23 protein-coding genes and 1 pseudogene are annotated in these 22249 nt (G+C 36.5%); all 24 read right to left on the reverse strand.

Features of this window, described 5'->3' with window-relative positions; genetic code table 11:
* Positions 1–355: 355 nt before the first annotated feature.
* Positions 356–1414 (reverse strand): asparaginase, encoded by a 1059-nt coding sequence (locus tag DHU68_RS00005; RefSeq protein ID WP_108820927.1) that lies wholly within the window; start codon positions 1412–1414, stop codon positions 356–358.
* Between the two features lie 56 nt (positions 1415–1470).
* On the reverse strand, positions 1471–2139 hold the full coding sequence (locus DHU68_RS00010) for a TatD family hydrolase (RefSeq protein ID WP_108820928.1): 669 nt from the start codon (positions 2137–2139) through the stop codon (positions 1471–1473).
* Between the two features lie 80 nt (positions 2140–2219).
* On the reverse strand, positions 2220–2783 hold the full coding sequence (gene folE, locus DHU68_RS00015) for a GTP cyclohydrolase I FolE (protein ID WP_108820929.1): 564 nt from the start codon (positions 2781–2783) through the stop codon (positions 2220–2222).
* A 26-nt stretch (positions 2784–2809) separates the two neighbouring features.
* On the reverse strand, positions 2810–3313 hold the full coding sequence (locus tag DHU68_RS00020) for an SPOR domain-containing protein (RefSeq protein ID WP_108820930.1): 504 nt from the start codon (positions 3311–3313) through the stop codon (positions 2810–2812).
* 64 nt (positions 3314–3377) lie between these two features.
* Positions 3378–4124 carry a triose-phosphate isomerase gene (tpiA, locus tag DHU68_RS00025; protein WP_108820931.1) on the reverse strand — a complete coding sequence of 249 codons (747 nt, stop codon included), beginning with the start codon at positions 4122–4124 and terminating at the stop codon, positions 3378–3380.
* A gap of 33 nt (positions 4125–4157) precedes the next feature.
* Complete coding sequence (locus DHU68_RS00030) at positions 4158–5498, reverse strand: BT_3928 family protein (protein ID WP_108820932.1); 1341 nt, start codon at positions 5496–5498, stop codon at positions 4158–4160.
* A gap of 7 nt (positions 5499–5505) precedes the next feature.
* Positions 5506–6057, reverse strand: coding sequence for a DUF1599 domain-containing protein (locus DHU68_RS00035; RefSeq protein WP_108820933.1), 552 nt, complete (start codon positions 6055–6057; stop codon positions 5506–5508).
* A 190-nt stretch (positions 6058–6247) separates the two neighbouring features.
* The gene (locus DHU68_RS00040; protein WP_108820934.1) at positions 6248–6709 is read right to left on the reverse strand and encodes a single-stranded DNA-binding protein; all 462 of its coding nucleotides are present in this window, start codon (positions 6707–6709) and stop codon (positions 6248–6250) included.
* A 155-nt stretch (positions 6710–6864) separates the two neighbouring features.
* Entirely contained in the window at positions 6865–7674 is an 810-nt protein-coding gene (locus tag DHU68_RS00045) for a hypothetical protein (protein ID WP_160111025.1), read from the reverse strand.
* Between the two features lie 22 nt (positions 7675–7696).
* Positions 7697–8923, reverse strand: a complete 1227-nt coding sequence (locus DHU68_RS00050) for a hypothetical protein (RefSeq protein WP_108820936.1) — start codon at positions 8921–8923, stop codon at positions 7697–7699.
* Position 8924: 1 nt separating this feature from the next.
* Positions 8925–9473: an RNA polymerase sigma factor gene (locus DHU68_RS00055; RefSeq protein WP_108820937.1), complete on the reverse strand. Its 549-nt coding sequence runs from the start codon at positions 9471–9473 to the stop codon at positions 8925–8927.
* Between the two features lie 127 nt (positions 9474–9600).
* Positions 9601–10011, reverse strand: a complete 411-nt coding sequence (locus DHU68_RS00060) for a biopolymer transporter ExbD (protein WP_108820938.1) — start codon at positions 10009–10011, stop codon at positions 9601–9603.
* Positions 10012–10032: 21 nt separating this feature from the next.
* Complete coding sequence (locus tag DHU68_RS00065; RefSeq protein ID WP_108820939.1) at positions 10033–10746, reverse strand: MotA/TolQ/ExbB proton channel family protein; 714 nt, start codon at positions 10744–10746, stop codon at positions 10033–10035.
* 92 nt (positions 10747–10838) lie between these two features.
* Positions 10839–12260 carry an NADH-quinone oxidoreductase subunit N gene (locus tag DHU68_RS00070; RefSeq protein ID WP_108820940.1) on the reverse strand — a complete coding sequence of 474 codons (1422 nt, stop codon included), beginning with the start codon at positions 12258–12260 and terminating at the stop codon, positions 10839–10841.
* Positions 12261–12307: 47 nt separating this feature from the next.
* On the reverse strand, positions 12308–13786 hold the full coding sequence (locus DHU68_RS00075) for a NuoM family protein (RefSeq protein WP_108820941.1): 1479 nt from the start codon (positions 13784–13786) through the stop codon (positions 12308–12310).
* A gap of 22 nt (positions 13787–13808) precedes the next feature.
* Entirely contained in the window at positions 13809–15743 is a 1935-nt protein-coding gene (gene nuoL / locus DHU68_RS00080; protein ID WP_108820942.1) for an NADH-quinone oxidoreductase subunit L, read from the reverse strand.
* A gap of 20 nt (positions 15744–15763) precedes the next feature.
* Positions 15764–16108 carry an NADH-quinone oxidoreductase subunit NuoK gene (nuoK, locus tag DHU68_RS00085; protein WP_108820943.1) on the reverse strand — a complete coding sequence of 115 codons (345 nt, stop codon included), beginning with the start codon at positions 16106–16108 and terminating at the stop codon, positions 15764–15766.
* 13 nt (positions 16109–16121) lie between these two features.
* Entirely contained in the window at positions 16122–16625 is a 504-nt protein-coding gene (locus DHU68_RS00090; protein WP_108820944.1) for an NADH-quinone oxidoreductase subunit J, read from the reverse strand.
* A gap of 248 nt (positions 16626–16873) precedes the next feature.
* Positions 16874–17347: pseudogene (locus DHU68_RS00095) on the reverse strand (4Fe-4S dicluster domain-containing protein); the annotation flags it as partial.
* Between the two features lie 18 nt (positions 17348–17365).
* Positions 17366–18475 carry an NADH-quinone oxidoreductase subunit NuoH gene (gene nuoH / locus DHU68_RS00100; protein WP_108820946.1) on the reverse strand — a complete coding sequence of 370 codons (1110 nt, stop codon included), beginning with the start codon at positions 18473–18475 and terminating at the stop codon, positions 17366–17368.
* A gap of 34 nt (positions 18476–18509) precedes the next feature.
* Complete coding sequence (locus tag DHU68_RS00105; RefSeq protein ID WP_108820947.1) at positions 18510–20138, reverse strand: NADH-quinone oxidoreductase subunit D; 1629 nt, start codon at positions 20136–20138, stop codon at positions 18510–18512.
* Positions 20139–20163: 25 nt separating this feature from the next.
* Positions 20164–20727 (reverse strand): NADH-quinone oxidoreductase subunit B, encoded by a 564-nt coding sequence (locus DHU68_RS00110; RefSeq protein ID WP_108820948.1) that lies wholly within the window; start codon positions 20725–20727, stop codon positions 20164–20166.
* Complete coding sequence (locus DHU68_RS00115; protein ID WP_108820949.1) at positions 20718–21071, reverse strand: NADH-quinone oxidoreductase subunit A; 354 nt, start codon at positions 21069–21071, stop codon at positions 20718–20720. The genes DHU68_RS00110 and DHU68_RS00115 overlap by 10 nt, the downstream gene beginning before the upstream one ends.
* A 202-nt stretch (positions 21072–21273) precedes the next feature.
* Entirely contained in the window at positions 21274–22200 is a 927-nt protein-coding gene (locus tag DHU68_RS00120; protein ID WP_108820950.1) for a glycosyltransferase family 2 protein, read from the reverse strand.
* Positions 22201–22249: the final 49 nt, after the last annotated feature.

The raw sequence follows: 22249 nt of genomic DNA on the forward strand, positions 1-22249 counted from the left end.
GATCCTGTCCTCAATTTATCAAAGTAAATTGACGGTAGTATTTTTCCCATACATATAAAATATGTATACTTGTACTACACTCTTGATGTTGTTATTTCAGTTCCTTTAAAGATCGCTTTCTTTTTTCACCTCAGCCCCTTAGAACGTCGCCGTTTCAGTGCCAAAGCGGGTGCAAAGATATGCAATGATTCAGTTTATTTCCAAATAAATTTCAAACTATTTTTTAATAAAATTGAAACTTTTTTGTAACAACCTATTTTAAAGCATGTTATAAAACACTTATATTTCAACAAAACTACTGTCAATAAGAGATTCGAGCAATACCTACGTTTAGATATAGCAATAAATGATTGGTCTATTCTGTATCTTTTTCTTCCGGACGAGTCATTTCTCCAACTAAAGGAATACTCATCCGACGTTTTATTTCGCTCGGATTATAATCGTGCCCTATAAGAAACATTAATTTAGCTACAGCTGATTCGAATGTAGAATCAAAGCCACTCACGACTCCAGCCTTCAACAATTCTCGTCCGGTTTCATACCTTTCCATATTAACCATCCCTATTTCACACTGAGTAATATTGACTATTACAACCCCTCTGTCAACAGCTTCTTGAATTAACTTCAGAAACCATGGAGATAAGGGTGCATTTCCCGAACCGTAAGTTTCCAATATTATAGCTTGAATATCTTTCAATCCAAGAACTGTCTCTACTATATACTTATTGATACCCGGAAACAACTTCAATGTAGCTATTCTTGTCTCTAAGTAATAATGAAAAATAGTCTTTTTCGTATAATCAGGTTGAAAGATTACCTTTTTGTCATATTTTATCTGAATCCCTGATTTTCCCAAGTTAGGATAGTTATAGGATTTAAAGGCATTAAAATTGTCTGCGTTCACTTTTGTGGCTCGATTCCCTCTCAGCAAGTCATTTTGAAAGAAAATTGAAACTTCGGGCACAATTGGACGCCCATTTTCATCTTTATCAGCCGCTATCTCAAGTGCTGTGATTAGATTTTCCTTGGCATCTGTCCTCAATTTTCCTATTGGAAGCTGAGAGCCAGTCAATACAATTGGCTTATGTAAGTTTTCGATCATAAAACTTAAAGCCGAAGCTGTATATGCCATTGTATCGGTTCCGTGAAGAATAACAAAGCCATCGTATTTGTCATAGTTATCTTCTATGGTTCGTACCATCTTTTTCCAATGCTCTGGTGTTATTTCGGAGGAATCTATAACCGGTTCGAAGACAATATGATCTACTTTAAATTTAAAGCGATCCATTTCCGGCATATGGCTATTTAAGTGAGAAAAATCGAAAGGCTCTAATGATCCTGTATCCGGATTTACAACCATTCCAATAGTACCTCCTGTGTATATTAGTAAAACGCGAGCATTTATATCGATCATTTATGTTTATGTTAAATTAATAGACATTGGGAAACAAATGAAGATGCAAAGATATATCATTTTGTCAAACCAAAGGCAAATTTACTCATATTCCCTAGCATCCTGAAAGCAAATTGATTAAAATCGAACCCCAGACTCATAGAAACCTGCTTATAAATAGCTTCAATCGATTTGCTTGATTCATCCGTTTCACAAAAAAGAGAGTTCACGGGTATATGCTTTAACGACTCAAGATTGAACTTCTCTCCAATAGACAAATAAAAACCTAAAGAAACGAGCTGCTTTGTCTGCTCAACTCCACCTCTATATCCATGTATTATCCACGGAATATCAGTTTTCACTCCCTTTTTCAGAGCAACTAATTCATCCCAAGCCTTTACACAATGAATAATTAAGGGTTTTCCATATTTATTTGCTAAGCTAATTTGCTCTTCAAACACTTCGATTTGTAAATTTAGATCAGGACCTTTCAATTTATCTAACCCCACTTCTCCTACTGCTACAACTCTATCGTGTTTGATAATTTCTTCCAAAGACTTCAATCTCTCTGTTTTTCCATCTACATACCATGGATGAATTCCACAAGAAAACCAAGTTGATTCATTTGCAGACTTACTCAAATCATTAAAATCCTCAGGAAAAGTATTTAATATACTTTTTATATCAATCAAACCTCCCTTAGTATAAGGTTTTACATTATGGGTATGAATATCAAATAGAGTCATATTAAATTAAGAAGTATAATTATAAAAAAAACGAGGTAAACCCTACAGGGAAAACCTCGCTATATTCGATATATCAAAAATTATCGTATGAGGTTAATGAATTCTTCTCTTGTTTTCGCCTGATTAAAAACACCTGTAAAATCGGACGTCGTAGTCGTTGAATTTTGCTTTTCAACACCTCTCATCTGCATACACATGTGCTGTGCCTCAATAACAACCATTACTCCCAGAGGGTTCAATGTTTTTTGAATACACTCTTTTATCTGCAATGTCATACGTTCCTGCACTTGCAGTCGGCGTGCAAACACATCTACGACCCTTGCTATTTTGCTCAGACCTGTTATATGACCATTAGGGATATAAGCTACATGAGCCTTACCCCAAAAAGGAAGCATATGATGTTCACAAAGTGAATAGAAATCAATATCTTTTACGATTACCATTTGCCTGTAATCTTCTTTAAAGAGCGCTTTATTCAGTATCTCTTCCGGGCTCTCATGATAACCTTTTGTCAAAAAGCGCATTGCTTTAGCGACCCTATCAGGCGTAGCCAGTAAACCTTCTCTATCGACATCCTCTCCCAAAAGATTGATAATTTCCTTATAATGGCTTGCTAGCGCCTTAATATTTTGTTCTTCTTGCATTATGAAGATTATTTCTTTCTGTTTTATTATTTATTTATCGGGCGCTTAACCTCGTCGGCAACCTCGTACATTTCCTTGGCCAAGCCCGGCAATGCATTCTTCATTTCCTGAAGGACCAACAAGGCATCTTCTCTGGTAAGGAAGTTACCTACCCTTAACCTCCAAAATGGAGACTGGAACTTCACATCTGCTTCTAACTCCGGGAAAGCTTCTTTCACTTGTGCTCGTCTAGACTCTGCTTCTCTTTTCGATCTCTGTTGATTATTGCCTGAGTAAACCTGAATTTTGAATCCTCTCACTTTTTCATAATCAGCATTAGGATCTATAGCTCCCACTTTTTGAAAAGCTATATCTGTTTCTTGACGAACTGCTACCTCTCCCTGAATTGCTTCATCTTGCATTACCATAACATTACCTTTTCCCCATTTAGAAGAGTTTATCTCGTCAACAATGGTTTTTCCTCCATCTTGAGCAATAGCATTAATAGACAAAAGGCTCAATGCAATAATAATGTGAAGTATTTTTTTCATTTTCGTTGTATAAAAGATAATTTGTGGAAGAATAAACTCTTCCACAAATTATTATTGTTTAAAATTAAAATCCTTCGATAACAGGAATAAATTTCTCAACGTCTAGAGATGCACCACCAATAAGACCTCCATCGATATCAGGGCAAGAGAATAGTTCTTTAGCATTTCCTCCATTTGCACTACCTCCGTATAGAATAGAAGTATTGTCAGCTACTTCTTTACCATATTTTTCAGCGATAGTTTCACGGATAAATGCATGCATTTCCTGAGCTTGAGCCGAAGTAGCAGTAAGACCTGTTCCAATAGCCCATACCGGTTCGTATGCAATTACTATTTTAGAGAAATCTTCTGCTGAAAGTTCGAAAAGAGCATTTACTGTTTGACTTTTAACTACATCAAAATGTACGTTTTTCTCTCTTTCTTCTTTTGTTTCTCCAATACAGAAAATCGGACTTAAGCCATTTTCCAGAGCAAGTAATACTTTTTCTTTCAAGATAGCATCAGTTTCTCCGTAATAAGAACGACGCTCTGAGTGTCCTAATATTACATATTTTGCACCAGTAGAAGCTACCATAGCTGCTGATACTTCCCCTGTATATGCTCCAGAAGCTTTATCTGCACAGTTTTGAGCAGCAACATTAAGTTTTGTAGCTGATGCTACACTAGCCAAATGAATAAACGGAGTACCTACGATTACTTCGCATTTCAAAGTTTTACCAGCAAGAGCAGCTTCTAGGGCTTTAGCAAACTCTACACCCTCTTGCAAACTTTTGTTCATTTTCCAGTTTCCTGCAACAATATTCTTTCTCATAATTTTTTAATTATTTATAATTGTGATACTAATTTATTCTAAAACGGATTCATCTTTTTCTTTATCGGGCTTCTCTTCGTAACCCCTCCTATTGTAAACTAGGAAATCCAAAACCTTTAGGGTCAACAAAGGAACGAAAAATATAGCACAGATATAGAATAGTTTTTTCTTATTTTCTTTTTCAGTGTCTTCCATCTTCCCAAACTCAAGTTCGGCCAATGGTTTATTTAGCTCCGATTCACTTGGCACAGCGATATCAGCCCACTTATTAACAACAACACCATCTTTCAACAGAATTAATCCGGGATTGGAACGTATAATTGTTTTCAATGTTCTCTCATCCATAGTACAGAAATCGAAATTAATCGTATTTATATCTGCCCATTCAATTATACCATCTGTAGTAGATGATGTCAAACAATAAAAACGATAACCATTGTCTGTAGCGTATGCTTCTATATCTTCGAAACTACTAAGATAGGAGATATTTATATCTTCCAGCAAAGGAGACACCATCAAAAAAACATAATTAGAGTCAGACAAGACAGCCTCTGTTATATCTTCTTGAGCTACAATTTCCGTCCTGGAAGCATTTAATTCTAGTTTATTTATAACAAAATCTTTGATAGGAGATACTTCTCCTTCTTTTATTGTCTTTGAATCCATACGAACAAAAGTCCAGGTACTATCTTCCCAAGGATAATTCTCTTCTGTAAATTCTTTTTCTACGCCATCTTTCTCGTACACCAACACGACTTGTTCTTCACGCCCTTTACCTTCATCAATATTTTTCAATTCTGCTATGTTTGCTCCTACTTTATAAGGGCGAAAATCAAATACCGGATCATAGAGATAATTGTAGAAAACAAATAAACCTATAAACACAAAAATATACAAGAATGCCAACCAGTATGATTTTCCTGTAAAGATGTTACTTATACGTTCCGGATAGACAAATACTATAATAGAACAGATGAGTAGAACTATATTTTTGTAAAATGTTTGCCAATTACTTATTATCAGGAAATCTCCAAAGCAGCCACAATCTTCAACAGGATCTGTTATTGCCAAATATAAGGTCAGAAGAGTCATAAAACTCATGACAAGCAACATCAGGCGAGAGTTCCACTTTCGGTAAAGGCCAAACAACATACATGCTCCCATAGCAAATTCCAATCCACACAGTAGAACTGAACCCGGGAGAGATAAGAACGAAAGAGAGGATAAATTAAAAGCCGAAAGATAATCCGTAATTTTGTAGGCTGTACCGAACGGATCTACAGCTTTCACAAAACCCGAGAATATAAATGTAACACCTAGTAGTACTCTAGATATTTCGACCAAGACTTTTATGACTGCATCTTTCTTGCTCATTTAAAGACTATTCTTCTTTATCTGAAAATTTCAATTTAATCAAACCGAATAAAGAATAATTCACCATATCCATGTAGTTTGCATCGATACCTTCCGAAACAATTGTTTCCCCTTTATTCTCTTCTATTTGTTTTGTTCTATATATTTTAGTCAGAATAAGATCAGTGTACGAACTTATACGCATAGCCCTCCAGGCTTCATCATAATCATGATTTTTGGCATACATAAGTTCTTTTGTCTGCGTCATATACTTATCATATAACTCCAACACTTTATCTTCGTCCAAATCAACACTATCTGCATAACCCAATGCAAGTTGGATCTGACCTATTATTCCATAATTAACGATACCTATGAACTCAGAAGCAATGCCTTCATCTATTAGGCTTACCCCTTTTTCTTCAATACTTCTTATACGTTTAGCTTTGATCAGGATTTGGTCTGTAACTGACTGTGGACGGAGTATACGCCACGAAGCGCCATAATCTTTCAGCTTCTTTGCAAAAAGACTTCTGCATTCTGCTATTACAATTTCAAATTGTTGTTTGGTATCCAGCATATTTCTTTCTCTATTTTGAGGCTACAAAGGTATGAAAAATACTTCAATGTATTGAGACGCATTACGATCAATTAAGATTCTTTCTACAGCAATCACATAGTGTTAATTAGAAAGTTTATACAAAAAAGAAACAGATTAAATACTCATTACTTCATACTTAATCTGTTTTATGCTCTTTCAATCCTATTCATTAAAAAGGAAGATCATCCTCTTCTTGAATATTAGGCGCACTATAATTAGTGTTAGTCGAAAACGATTCATTACTTCCTTGAGTTGGGTAAGGCGGATTATCAGATCCAAACTCAGCACCCTCGCGTCTTCTGCTTCCTAACAGTTCCAAGTTATCCGCATATATTTCGTTCACATAGCGTTTAACCCCGTTAGCGTCATCATAAGTTCGAGAACGGATCTTTCCTTCGATATATACCTGAACCCCTTTTTTCACAAATTGTTCTGCTACTTTAGCCAAGCCTCGCCAACAAACTATATTGTGCCATTCTGTTCGATCCGGAATTTGAGTTCCATTAGCAGCAGTGTACCCCCTTTCGGTAGTTGCCAGTGTAAAATTGGCTACAACACTACCATTGTCAAAATATTTAACATCGGGATCTTTCCCTACATTCCCTATCAATATTACTTTATTTACTGACATCTTTTTCTTTCTTAATTAGACTTTTCACAAATATAGAAAAAACTTTGAAACAGAAAACACTTGTATAGACTTAGTATTATTTTCTAAACAAAAAAAAGGAGAAGTGTAGATCTACACTTCTCTTAACAATCATTAATTATATTATTCTCAGATTATTATTCTTCAACGAAAATCATACCATAAACCGGCTCTGACCCTGAGGTATAGAATGTTCCCAAATAAGAAACAGTTGGTTCTTTATCCGCATCTTTGATATATCTGAATTTGATCAGAACATTTGCAACCTTCTTCCCTTCCACTTCTTCTTTATAAGTAGGACGATACATTTCTCTGAATTGCTTCAAAGATCCAAAAGCACTCAATGTTTCGTTTTTAGGATCCTTAGACACACCACTCTTCAATGTTTTAACAAAACGAACATCAATTATAGCTTGATTTTCTTTAAGTGCTTGCCCGTTTTCGAATTGGTTATCTCTGTCATAGTAATAATACGCCTCTATTTCATCACCTTCTTTCTTCGACACATTATAAGATATCTGCCAATTATCATCAAAGACATCTTTATATGGATCCCATGCGCCTATAGCAATACTTTTAGGGTTAATAGTATCATTTATCTGAAATTCGGGAACATTAGAGTAAGGCTCTCCTAAATAAGATTTAGCTATAGGCACTGGCTCATTTTCCACTAGATCGAATCTCTCTGCTATTGCTGCATATCCGCCTCCACTATAACTCGCTTTATATGATACATAATAAGCTCGCCCTACAGTCAATGTACTCACTTTATCCGCCTTTACAGGACCAGATCTCAAAGTCATTGCATATTTACCAATCTGATCGTCTTCTCTGATGTAAGCAAAATCACCTGACACCTCCATATAATTATCTCCATCTCCTAAACACGATGTCAGCATAGAGATTGCAAATAATACACTTGCTACCTTAATAAAAATAGTTTTCATTTTTTTACGTCTGTAATAAAAGTTAAAATTCATACTTTACACCCAGATTTAAGTCCAGCTGGGTTTTCTTATCAGAGTATATTGTTCGGTATTTATTATTTGCGTCGAAATAATAAACACCTCCTATCGCACCGTAAATATACAACTTTTTATATAAAGGATATGCAACTCCAAGTTTTGTTCTTACAGAAAATTGCGGATTAGTTTGTTTTAAGTGTTTTTTAATGTAATAAGGCTCGTCATAAAATATGTCCTCACTAATAGTATTTTCTCCATTTGGTTGCGGAAGATCGAGATGACTAATATATCTACCTTTAACATCTTTTTGCATCATACCTCCAAGAGAAAGATAAAATTTAGCCCCTCCAACTTTGTAAAAGGTATAATTCAAAGCTACAGGAATACCTATATAATCGAAAGACTGAGTCTCTCTTATATTATACTGACTGGCGGAAGTCACCTCTGACGAAAGGAGTGTATAAACCAATCCTGTTTCGATACTTAAACTAGGACTAATCTCTTTTTCAACAGTTACACCAAATGACAAAGGCTTATTGTGTTTAAGAATAAATTCATTTCCTTCCGCATCAAGAATATCCAGAAATTCTTTACCTCTGTTTTTTTGAGACAAAAGCATATCTCCTCCAGCATCTTTTTTAGTATAACCAGTTAGCCCTATTTCTGACACAACTCCAATAGATACCCCTCGACCTTTTTCCTCCTCTCGAATAGGAATGATACGTATTTCATCTTCAGGTCTAACTTTTGTCGGCTCTTCTTTTTTCTCTATTACCGGTTCTTCTTCCCTATCTTGAATCTCTATTTTCTGCTCTATATTTTCCTCTTCAACTAGCGCAGGCTCTGCAATCGCTCTTGCCTTCACTTTAGAGTTAACCATAGGCTCTACCTGAACAGTATCCTCTTCCAGGACCTCCACTGAATCACCTTCAACTATTGTCTCTGTTTTGGATGGTTCTTCTAATACTATTTTAGGATCCTCTCTGTTAAAAAAGAATATCCCCATAGCGATTGCCGCCGTTATTCCAACAACTGTTAGTATGGTTTTAAGTGAAGAGGAGTTTCCTGCAGATGATGATGAATTTGAGCTTGAAGAAGAATCTGTAGCCGGTGTAGACTCAGCAGACAAAAGCTGATCTAGTCCACCCCATACTGAGGCAGGCACATCTGGCTCAAAGCTTCCTAACTTTGAGGAGAATAGATCTTTTATTTTGTCTTTTCCTACATCCATCTTACGATCTTTCCTTTATATATTGGTTAACCTTAGTTTGTAATAATTGCCTCGCACGCACATACTGAGATCGAGAAGTGCCTTCGCTAATAGCAAGCATTTCTGCAATTTCCTTATGTGAATAATTTTCTATTGCATATAAGTTGAATACAGCCGAATATCCTCTTGGTAGTTCTTGTATCATCTTCAACAGTTCATCTTCAGAGATTTGATACATCTGTTCTTCTTCGGTTGCATCATCCACTATATCCGGAAGATTTTGAGGATCTTCTGCGACTTGAATGAATGATTTCTTTTTCCGTAAGTCTTCTAAAGCATGGTTAATAAAAATGCGCTTAAGCCATCCTTCAAATGAACCTTTATTCTGGAAAGAATTTATGTTTGCAAAAACTTTCATAAATCCATCCTGTAACAAATCCTGAGCAGTATCCATATCGGAACTATAACGCAAGCAGATACCATACATCGCACGAGCATACTTCTCGTACAGTATCTTTTGAGCTTCACGCTTTTGTTCTTTACAGCCTGCTATGATTTGCAGTTCATTCATCTTTGGCTAAGCTTCATTTAGTAGATGCACTTTTTCAAAAAATGCTGCATGTAGATTGCAAATAAATTTCACCAATTACACAATTAAGAGAATTGACAATATCTATTTGTCTTAATAAATTAAATGATTAGTTTGGTTTTTGGGTAAACAAGACCATCTTCACATGTAGTCTATTACCTATATCAATGACGTCTACCAAGTCTTGGATAGTAAGAGATCTATCAGCCTGCAATAAAACGTTCATTTCCTCATTCTCTGATTTTTTAGCTAAGATATCTGCCAACATTGGCTCTATTTCTTCTTTAGCTAATTCTTTATCATCGATATAATATCGCAGGTCTTGAGTTATAATAAGGTTTATATTTTTCTTAGTAACAACATTCTCTGCTGTTGTAGCATTCGGAAGCAACACTCTGATAGCAGCAGGTGTTACCATCGTTGATATGATAAGAAAAAAAAGTAACAGGAAGAACATAATATCATTCAAAGAAGCTGTATAAACTTCTGCTGTTCTCATTTTTCTTCGTTGGATTTTCATACCTTATCTATCTGTTTTTAATTAGGCTTCTACTGTACCTCTTTTATTTGCTCTAATCGCTTTCAATACCTCATTCGATTCTTTATCTATACTTACAACAGCTTTATCTATTCTCCCGTTCAAAATATAGTATCCAGAATAAGCAATTATACCAACTAACAAACCGGCTCCTGAACAGATCATCTTTTGATACAACCCTGTCGAAATAGTATCAATGGCCAAATCGTTAGTACGAGCTATATCATAGAAAATTTTTATAACACCAAATATTGTCCCTAAGAATCCTAACATTGGAGCTATAGATGCTGTAATACCCAACCAATTCATTTGATCTTCCATTGTACTGATTTGCACACGGGCTTCAACTTCCATTGCTTCTTGTATTTCCGCATCTTCTTTATCAAATTCTTTCAATCCTGCTGCGATTACTTTTGCTGACGCATAAGGTCTTTCCACACAGAATTTTAAAGCCTTATCTATTTTCCCTTCATGTACTAACTCTACTACTCGAGATAACCATACCGAATCTTTTTTACCAAGTCGGTTTATTACGAGCCATTTATTTATGATCACATAAATGGATAAAAGCGACAAAAGGAAAATTGGCAATAGAATCCAACCTCCTTTCATTACAAGGCTTAAATAACTTTCTTCGGGTGCTGATTGTACGACTTGATCGACTGAAGCAACCACAGATGAGTCCATTGGAACTTGAAGAAGAGTGAATAAGTTCATAAATTTTTATTCTTTTTGATATAAAATTCGACAGAAGCTCAAAGATAAAACCTTCTGTCGAATTTTCTTTTATTCTTTAATATTCTTTAATACTATATACCGAAACTTATACTGTTGATATATTCGTAGAAACAGCTTACAACTCCAACTACGAAGATACCAGCCATTGACATTACAAGCGATACTTTCAAGTAACCATCTGTATTAACAGTCTCGATAGGCGAATTGTTCTTGTTTATAAACATTGCTTTTACTACTAACAGATAATAGTATAAAGCAATAACAGTATTTAAGAAAGCAAGGAAAACCAATAATACTTCGTTTTGGCTCATTGCAGCCTTAAACACAAACAGTTTACTAAAGAACCCTGCTGCAAATGGAATACCACCCAAAGAGAACATTGCAATCATCATTGCTAATGAAAGTTTTGGATTAGTTGCGTACAAACCATTATAATCATCCATGTTTACTTTACCCGTCTTATCTTCGATAGCTGAAATAACTCCGAACGCAGCCAAGTTAGAGAATACATAAACAAATATATAATAAATTGTACCAGCCATACCTTCAGCTGTTCCGGTAAATAAACTCAACATAATGTATCCTGCCTGCGAAATAGATGAGAACGCAAGGAATCTTTTCAAATTCTTCTGACGCAGTGCAAACAAGTTTCCTATTGTTATGGTAACAAGGATAAGAATCCATATAATACCTTTCCATGTGTCTGCCAATACCGGAAATACTTTATAAAGAATCACCATCAGAGCAAATACTGCTGCTCCTTTTGAGATTGTAGACAGATATAATGTTATATTAGTAGGAGCTCCTTCGTAAGTATCTGGTGCCCATAAATGGAATGGAACCAAAGATATTTTGAAGAATAACCCTGACAGCACAAATATCATTGCCATAATAGCCATAGGTGCTGAATAGATATTTGAAGCTATATCCTGATAGTAAAGCGTACCGCAAGCACCATAAAGAAGAGATAAGCCAAACACCATTATCCCCGAAGAGAATGCAGCATTAAAAATATATTTCGCACCTGCTTCAGCTGATTTATGTTTGTGTTTATCAAATGCTACTAATGCGGCAATTGGTAATGATGCTGTTTCTAATCCAATATAGAATAACAAGAAATTACCTGCCGATATCATCAGATTCATACCAATCAACGTAAGTATCGTTAGCATAAAATACTCACCTCGCTTGATTATATTATCTGGTTGCTTTAGCCAAGCATTGGCTTGCAACATGATAAGGAATACTCCTATGTTCAAAATATTCTTAATCGTAAGATAAGCTGGACCTGTAACATACATCCCTGCAAATGAGCTTCCATTATCTTTAAAGAAGAAACAAACAACTGTATGTATCAAGAATAGCGTACAAGCTACCGGGAAATAATATTTTTTTGCACTGTCGGAAGCAAATAGATCATATAGAATAAATAAGAGGAATACCACTACAAGTGATAACTCATGCTTCATCAACAAATAATTACTTAAATCCATTGTTATATCTTATATATTATTGTTTACAATTATGTTCTTAGCTATTCTTAATTCAAATATCCTAAGCTTGAACTAATCAGGTCAGATATCCATCCGGGGAACATACCCATTCCTGCCACACAAACGATCAATCCTACTGTAGCTACTTTCTCGTGCCATGTTGCATCAGTCAACTCCAGATGATGTGGATCTTGAACTGGTCCAAACAATATTTTACCTACCACTTTCAGTATATAAACTGCTGTGGCAACGATAGATGAAATAGCAATTATAGTGAATACACGGTGGAACATATCATTATGAGCAAATGCTCCTACAAATATTGTCATCTCAGCAACGAAACCGCTTAGCCCCGGCAGACCTAGCGAGGCCATACCTGCTATCACATAGCAGACACTTAAGAATGGCATAATTTTCATCAAACCTCCCATTTCTCTGATATCTCGCGTATGAGTACGCCCGTAAATCATACCAATCAGGGCGAAGAATAACGCAGTCATCAATCCGTGAGAAATCATCTGCATCACTGCACCAGTCATTGCTGTCTGGTTCCACATAAGGATAGCAAACAACACCAAACCACAGTGACTTACTGATGAATATGCATTAATGTATTTCAAGTCTGTTTGAGATATTGCTCCCAAAGCTCCATATATAACACTGATACCTGTAAGGATGATAAAGATCCAGGACAGCTCATCAGCAGCCTCAGGCATTAATTTCATAGCAATACGGAAACATCCATATCCTCCCAGCTTCATCAACACACCTGCATGAAGCATCGATACTGCCGTTGGCGCAGAAGCGTGACCATCAGGAGACCAAGTATGGAATGGGAATAAAGCTCCAAGAACTCCAAACCCAACAAAAGTAAGAGGGAATATCCAATATTGTGCTGCAACGGGGATAGCCCCATTTTGAGCAATTTCTAAGATATTGAAAGTAAAGTCACCTGTTGCTGATGAATTAAAGTAGATACCCAATATTCCCACAAATAGGAAAGCCGATCCACCCATCAACATCAAGGTAAGTTTCATCGCCGAATATTCTTTTCTTCCGGTTCCCCATATCCCAATCAACAAGTACATTGGAATCAGAGCAATCTCATAGAAGAAGAACATAGTAAACATATCTAGCGAGATAAAGAAGCCGTACACCCCTATTGACAAGAAGGTCAACCACATAAAGAAATCTTTAGGGAGCGGATCCATATTCCACGAAGCAAATGTTCCTGTGAATATGATAACGGATGTCAAAAGAATCATCAACACCGAAATACCATCAACACCAATTGCATAATGGATATTCAATGACTCGAACCATACTTTATCATACGTAAACAACATTTCTGCTGCATTACCTGCTCCTCGCTCTTGGAAGAACATAAATAAGAGTACCAATGCTAAGGCTAACTCAATAACTGCACCTACGACTCCAACGGTACGCACTTGTTTTATATTGCGGCATGGTATAAATGCCAACATCATAACAACAGGTACAAGAATAAATAATGAAAGAATATTCATCTTTTTATATTTTTACTATATCTTATTTACAAATAAAACAGATTACCCAACCACAGAATCCTACTACAAGGATCAAGGCTCCTACCAAATAAGCCAAAGCATATTGTTGTATATAACCTGACTGGAAATTCTTTATTGCACGAGACGATGCTTGCGTTACATATGCCAATGAGTCCATGAAACCGTCAACATATTTTTTATCGAACCAAGCAATTGGTTTAGAGATACGTTTAAAGATAATTTTACGTGTCACAAACAACCACAATTCATCAAAATAGAATTTATGTAATGCCCATGTATAAAGCGTATTTATATTTGCTACAATTCTATCCGGTATATCATTTTTCTTATAGTATAGCTTGAATGCAACGAACATACCTATAAGAGAGATAACCACACTTGTTATTGCCACTTGATAATTCAAATGCGCATCATAAGGCACTCCATCGGAAGTCACAAACTTACCGAATGGGATAAGACCAGCAAAAACCGCAAATGTAGCCAACACAATTAAAGGAATAGCCATAGCAACTCCTGCTTCGTGCGGTTCGTGATGATACTGTTTCTTCTCGTAGAAGAAGATACGGAAGAACAAGCGAGACATATAGAATGCTGTTAATCCAGCAGCAATACTCAATATGATATATATTGGCATATTGTTCTCCATAGCTGCTGCAAGGATTTCGTCTTTACTCCAGAATCCGGAGAAAGGCCAAATACCGGCAATTGCAAGCCATGCGATACCAAATGTTATACCCGTGATAGGTAGTTTTTTCCAAAGACCTCCCATATCATCCATTTCATTGCTATGAACAGCATGAATAATTGCTCCTGCACCTAAGAACAACAATGCCTTGAAGAAAGCATGAGTAAATAAGTGGAACATACCTGCCATATATCCTAACCCATCGTGACCTCCAAATTTAGAGACACCTAACGAAGTTAGCATAAAGGCAATCTGAGATATTGTAGAAAACGCTAACACACGTTTAATATCGGTCTGTGTACAAGCAACAACAGCAGCAAAAAGAGCCGTGATTGCACCTACCCAAGCTATCACATCCAAAGCATATGGAGTAATCACATACACAGGGAATAGACGAGCAACAAGGAAAACTCCCGCAACAACCATCGTTGCAGCATGGATCAATGCCGAAGCCGGAGTTGGACCTTCCATTGCATCCGGAAGCCAAATATGGAAAGGCATCATAGCCGATTTTCCTGCACCTCCCATAAAGATCAACAACATAGCCCAAGTCAATACAGACAAGCCGATAAATGATGTTCCTTGCATAGATGCGATGAATGGTGCATCAGGAGATGTTATAGTTGCAAAATCGAATGATCCTGAAAAATAAGACAGTAATAAGATACCTACTAAGAAGAAGAAGTCTGCAAATCGGGTTACGATAAAGGCTTTCTTCGAAGCAGCTACTGCCGAAGGTTTTATATAGTAGAAACTAATTAGCAGGAATGACGACACACCTACAAGTTCCCAGAAAATATACATTTGGAAGATATTGGTAGCGACTACCAATCCTAACATTGCAAAACTAAATAAAGAAAGAAAAGCATAATAGCGTTGGAAGCCTTTTTCCCCCTTCATATAGCCTAAGCTATACACATGTACCATCAATGATACTGTTGTGATAACTACAAGCATCATCACCGAAATAGGATCAAGGTAGATACCTAAATCGATATGTAATGTATCTGTAAATCGAAGCCATGTAGTTGCAGTATGAATAGCCTGATAAACTCCATCTACCTTACCTACAACAAAGAAATATTGGTATGCAGTAAAATATGCTAATACTGTCATTATACCTAACGATATCGTTCCTAGTGTTCCGGCTACGATAGGCTTCATATATTTGCCACCCAGTCCCAGAATAAGAAACATAATAGCAGGCAAAGCAACTATCAGTATCGAATATGTAAAATCAAATTGTCCCATATCTTAATCTTTATCCTTGCTTAGTGTTTCATTTTAGTAATATTCTCATCCACATATATACTCTTCACATTGCGGTATATGTTGATGATGATAGCAATCGCAATCGCTGTTTCTGCTGCGGCAATACCTATTGCAAACAGTGTAAAGAAGAAACCTTCCAGTTGTCCCGGATATAAATAGCGGTTAAACACTACAAAGTTCAAATCGGCAGCGTTAAGCATCAACTCTACTGATATCAGAACCATTAGCATGTTTTTACGAGATAGGAATCCATATACACCTGCAAAGAACATAATTGTACTGATAGCCAAATATGCTTCGATAGGCACCGGTCCTGATAAAAGGCTTGTTATAAAATCACCCATAACTTATATCGTTTTATCTTTTTCTTGCAATCATAATCCCCCCGATAATACAAGCAAGAAGTAAAATACTTATTGCTTCGAAAGGAAGTAAATACTGATATTTATCTGTTCCCATCATAGCCAAACCGACTTGTTGCATCGGCATTTCGGGCTGAGTAACATAAGTGTAGAATTTATTGACATTATAGAATATAATATGTCCGCATATAGCTAGCCCTGCAAGAGAAGCTAATGCTGCAATAAACATTCTGCCTGGTTTTTCAAACTTAACATCTCTACCCGGTTCGTTGGTAAGTAGAATAGCAAAGATGAATAACACCATTACACCTCCCGCATATACAGCAATCTGCACACCCATAAGGAAATGATAGTCTAACAATAAATACAAGCCTGCCGTACCCAATAGGACAAACAACAGGTATGTTGCTGAACGAATAATCTTTTGTGTTGTTACCGCCATAATAGTGGAAAACACGATTATTATTGCTAAAATGTAAAATATAATTTGCTCTGCCATAATCTATTGATTATCGTATGTTTTTATTTTTCTTCCTCTGGTATATCTGCATCAGTTTTAGATGCAGGAACTGTTTTCGTTGTCACATCCTTCGGAATGTCTTTCTCCGGATGCACACCGCCATCTTCTTTAATATCTTGTGCAGGTATTGGCTGAACAGGGGTCTGAGGTTTATCCTCTACTGTTTTATCTTTACCAAACACAGCTGTTTCTGCTTTTTCTACAGGTTTACTTACCAAAGGTTTAACCTCTTTCTTTTTTTCACGCAATTGAGATCCTTCATGATTCAACTGCTGAACAAGCTTGCTTCGTGTAAATATCGAGTTTTCGAATGTATTGGAGAACATTATCGCATCCTGAGGACAAGTAATAACACATAGATTACAAAAAGTACACATTCCTAAGTCGTAGATATAACGATCAAGAACTTTCTTTTTCTTACCATCCTCTGTTTCTACACTTCTAGAGATCACCTTGATTGTTCCGTTAGGACAATTCATTTGGCAAATACCACAAGCTGTACAAGCATGTTCATTATTATCATCATGAGGCATAACCAATTCGCCTCTGAAGCGATCCGGAATTACAAGCGTTGCTCTATTTTCAGGGTATTGCTCTGTTATTTTTTTTGTCCATAGCTCACCCCAAGTCACACGCATACCTGTTAGAAGCGACTTAATACCTCCAAATAGACCTGAAAAATATTCTGATACTGAACTCATTGTTTTATTCGCTATAAATTAAAATATATCTGTCAATGTTAATCCTGCTAATACAATGATTACCATGAATAATATATTCACCATATTAATTGGCAGTAAATACTTCCACTCTAGACTTAATAGTTGGTCGATACGCAGACGAGGGAATGTCCATCTCACCCACAAGCTTAGGAAAACAAGAACTGCTGTTTTTCCAAAGAACCAAATATAAGAAGGAATATAATTCATCACTTGATTAAAACCATCCCATCCTTCGATTTGGAAAGGCATCCATCCTCCAAGGAATACTGTTGTAGCAATACCTGCAACAATAAACATATTCAGATATTCAGCCAAATAGAAGAACCCGAATTGCAGACCTGAATATTCAGTATGATAACCTGCTGTCAATTCTGACTCTGCTTCCGGTAAGTCGAATGGTCCACGATTTGTTTCGGCATGTCCCGATATCAAATAGATAATAAATGCTATAAGGGCAGGAATGTGACCATTAAAGATATTCCAACAATATGCTTGTTGTTGTACAATTCCTGAAAGGCTCATTGTTCCTGATAAGACAACCATTGTCATAAGAGCAAAACCTGCTGACAACTCATAGCTGATAAACTGAGCTCCACTTCGCATTGCTCCGATCATAGAGTACTTATTGTTACTAGACCATCCGGCAAGCAATACACCAATAATACCCAATGAAGATACAGCTACTAAATAGAATACACCTATATTAAAATCTACAGCCTGTAGCCCTTCTCCAAAAGGCAATGCCCCGAAGGTCAACATTGAAGCTACAATCATAAAGAATGGGGCTGTAAAGAAAAGGAATCTATCCGATTTATTTACATGTATAATTTCTTTGATCAAGATTTTAATCATATCGGCCACACTCTGTACCAACCCGTATTTACCTACACGGTTAGGACCAAGACGAGCTTGAAAGAAAGCCGTTATTTTACGTTCTACATATATCAGGATCAAGGCTAGTACTGCATATAAGGTAAGCAACACAATACCTACCAGTACAAATTCTATTGCCAAAACCGCCCATGTAGGCAAATTTTCTGTCAAAAATGTATCAAACGTTTTTAACAAGCCTACTAATTCCAACGGTCGTGAATAATTTAACAGCATATGTTTTTATATTAGTAAAATATAAATATTCTTATTAACGGTCAATATCCGGGATTACATAGTCCATAGATCCTCCGATACCAATAAAGTCTGAGATCTTTTCATCCTTACAGATCAAAGGCATAGCCGATACAGCAGCCATTGATGGAGAACGGAATTTCAAGCGATAAGGAGTTTTATCTCCTCTACTTTCAATGTAAATACCAAACTCGCCACGTCCGGCTTCAATTCTCTGATAAAATTCGCCTTCAGGTAATTTGATAATGGCTTTTGTTTTTGCCTGAAAATCTCCCTCAGGAATATTATCTATTAATTGTTCGATGATATGCAAAGATTCTTCTATTTCGTCCAAACGATTCAAATAACGAGCATAAGCGTCACCTTCCTCGCGAATCACCTCTTTGAATTCTACCTTATCATACAAAGCGTAAGGGATATGCTTGCGAATATCACAAGAGAAACCAGAAGCACGACCTGCAGGACCAGTTACAGCATAAGATATTGCATCTTCCTTAGACAGAATGCCTAAACCTTTCATACGCCCAACAGCAATCACATTACCAGTAAACAGCTTGTTGTATTGTAACAAAGCTTTACGCATTACCGGGATAAATGCTTTTACGTCTTTCTGGAAGTCATCCTTAATATCGAACATCACTCCTCCTATCACGTTGTAGTTGATAATCAAGCGACCACCAGTATTTTTTTCTATTATTTTAAGAATTTCTTCACGCTCACGCATTCCGTATATAAATGCGGTAGTAGCTCCCAAGTCCATACACATTGTACCCCATGCTACAAGATGAGAATCGATACGATTCAACTCATCCATGATAGTACGTATATATTGAGCTCTTTCCGGAATCTCAATTCCCGCTGCTTTTTCTACACACATACACAATCCGTGACGGTTGATATTAGCAGAAAGATAATCTAAACGGTCTGTGAAGTGTAGTATTTGAGGATAAGACAGCTTTTCGCTCAACTTTTCTATTCCTCTATGAATATATCCACTATGGACATCTATTTTCTTTACAATCTCACCATCCAATGCCACACGAAAGTGCATTACTCCGTGAGTAGAAGGGTGTTGAGGACCTATATTGATTATATAATCATCCGGCTCGAAGATATTTATTTTCTCTTCTTTCAGTTTTCCGCCAACCTCCATTATGCGAGGAGCAATATCTACAATATCTTTACTCTCTACATTAACAGCATTAAGCACAGGATTTGCATCGTAGTCTTTTCTCAAAGGGAACCCTACCCAGTCTGAATTAAGAAAGAACCTACGCATATCAGGATTATTTATAAAACGTATTCCTAACATCGCAAATACTTCTCTCTCATTATAATGAGCTGTTTCCCATATATCAGTTACAGTGTAAAGAAGTGGATCTTCTCGGTCATCTGTACCCGTTTTTACAGCAACTTCTACTGACAAATCTTTTGAAGGACAAAGCAAATAGGTTACCATCAACTTTTCTCCTTCATCCGTTCCGGTCAACATTGCTAAATAATCGAATGGCATATCAGCATTGTCATGCAATGCTATAGCCAACTGACGAAGTTTATCGGGTTCGACTGTTACCGTTAATGGAGCCTTATCTTCTATGACAGCCTCCGGAACAGCCTCAAGTATTACCTTCTTGATATTTTCCATCGATAATTTCTGGTTATATCTTATTTTATTTTTTTACTTTAAACATAAAGCGCTCTAGCTTTATTTTACGTTGTAACTGCATTAGTCCATAGAACAAAGCCTCTGGACGAGGAGGACATCCTGGGACATAAACATCTACAGGTATTATTTCATCAATACCTTTCACAACATGATAAGAGTCTACAAAAGGACCTCCTGATATAGCACAACTTCCCATTGCTATCACATACTTAGGTTCTGCCATCTGATCGTAAACACGTTTCAGCAGAGGAGCCATCTTATGCACAATTGTCCCTGCTACAACCATAGTATCAGCCTGACGTGGACTGTTACGAGTAACCTCCATTCCAAAACGAGCCAAATCGTAACGAGAAGCTGCAGCTGCCATAAATTCAATTCCACAACAGCTTGTAGCAAAAGCCAAAGGCCACACAGAATTCGAACGTCCCCAGTTTATCAGGTCATCTAATTTCCCAACAACAATAGGCACGCCTCCTTCGCGAAGCTCTTTTACATAATCTTCAAGGTATTCATTATCCTTAAAATCTTCATTAGGAATACCTTTTATATAAATATTTTTTATTTCCATTTTAGAGCTCCTTTCTTCCAAGCATAAGCCAAGCCTAAGCCTAGTATTAAAATAAAGAACAATATACAATACAAACCTGGCATCCCTAATTCTCTTACAACTGTTGCCCATGGAAACAAGAAGATAGCCTCCACATCAAACATCAGATAAAGAATAGCAAAAAGATAATAACCTACCTTAAATTGCATCCAAGATGTTCCATGTGTAGGAATTCCACATTCATAAGGTTCTCCTTTTTGGGCATTAAAAGACTTCGGGGATAATAAAATCGCCATACCTAATCCGGCACAGACGAGCAACATTCCTGTTAGAAGAACGACTAAAAAAAGAGCAGAAGTACTCATGTTTTATATTATATTAGTATAATCTCTGTTATTTGTCTGTTTTGCAGTATACTTTTGCGACATTATGACACATAGCCCGTTGAAAAAATATAACAAAACCCACTCTACAATGGCGGCAAAATTAAACTTTTATTTTTTAAACACAAAAAAATAAAAGGTCAAAATACTCAAATTTGACAACTATAGATTACAAAATAGACTTTTAAGCTTTTTCTCTAACGATATAGATTGGACGTTTTTTTGTTTCCAAATAGGTTTTAGACAGATATTGCCCCAAAATCCCCAAACAAAACAACTGAATTCCTCCCATAAAGAAAATAGCACAAATAAGAGAAGGATATCCCGCAACCGGGTCTCCCCAAATCAGAGTTTTTGCGATAATAACGCAAATCATAAAAAATGCGATTAAGCAAAATAAGATCCCAAACAAGGAAGCTATTAACAAAGGTCTGGTTGAAAAGGCAATAATACCTTCTAATGAATAAAGGAATAAACCAATAAAAGACCACTTCGTTTCGCCAGCTACACGCTCTACATTTTCAAAGGCAACCCATTTCGTCTTAAAACCTACCCAACCAAAAATACCTTTAGAAAAACGATTATACTCTCCCATATCTAAGATAGAGTCAACCATTTGCCTTGTCATTAAGCGAAAATCGCGCGCTCCATCCACAACTTCGGTATCGGAGATACTATTGATCAGTTTGTAAAATTGTTTTGCAAAAAAAGAACGAACCGGAGGCTCCCCTTTTCTATCTAAACGGCGAGTGGCCACACAATCATAATCCTCCGTCTTAAGGGTTTCATACATACCTTTGATTAGAGATGGCGGATCTTGCAAGTCGGCATCAATAAGGGATATATAATCACCTGTCGCCTCTCTCAATCCTGCGTAAATACCAGCTTCTTTCCCAAAGTTTCTTGAAAAAGACACATAATGCACTCTATCATCTGACTGTTGCAATTCCTTTAGCAGAGGGAGTGTTCGATCTTTAGATCCATCATTTATAAAGATAAACTCGAACTCTTGCTCAGGCATTTCTTCTGCCAATTTTACGATCTCTTTATAAAGGAAAGGTAAAGCTTGTTCTTCATTATAGCAAGGTACGATTAACGATATCTTATCCATGTTTTATGTATTGGTTTATGTTATGCGCAAAGTTATATTCTTTCGCCAC

Source organism: Dysgonomonas sp. Marseille-P4361, from assembly GCF_900343125.1.
In the GTDB taxonomy this organism is placed as follows: domain Bacteria; phylum Bacteroidota; class Bacteroidia; order Bacteroidales; family Dysgonomonadaceae; genus Dysgonomonas.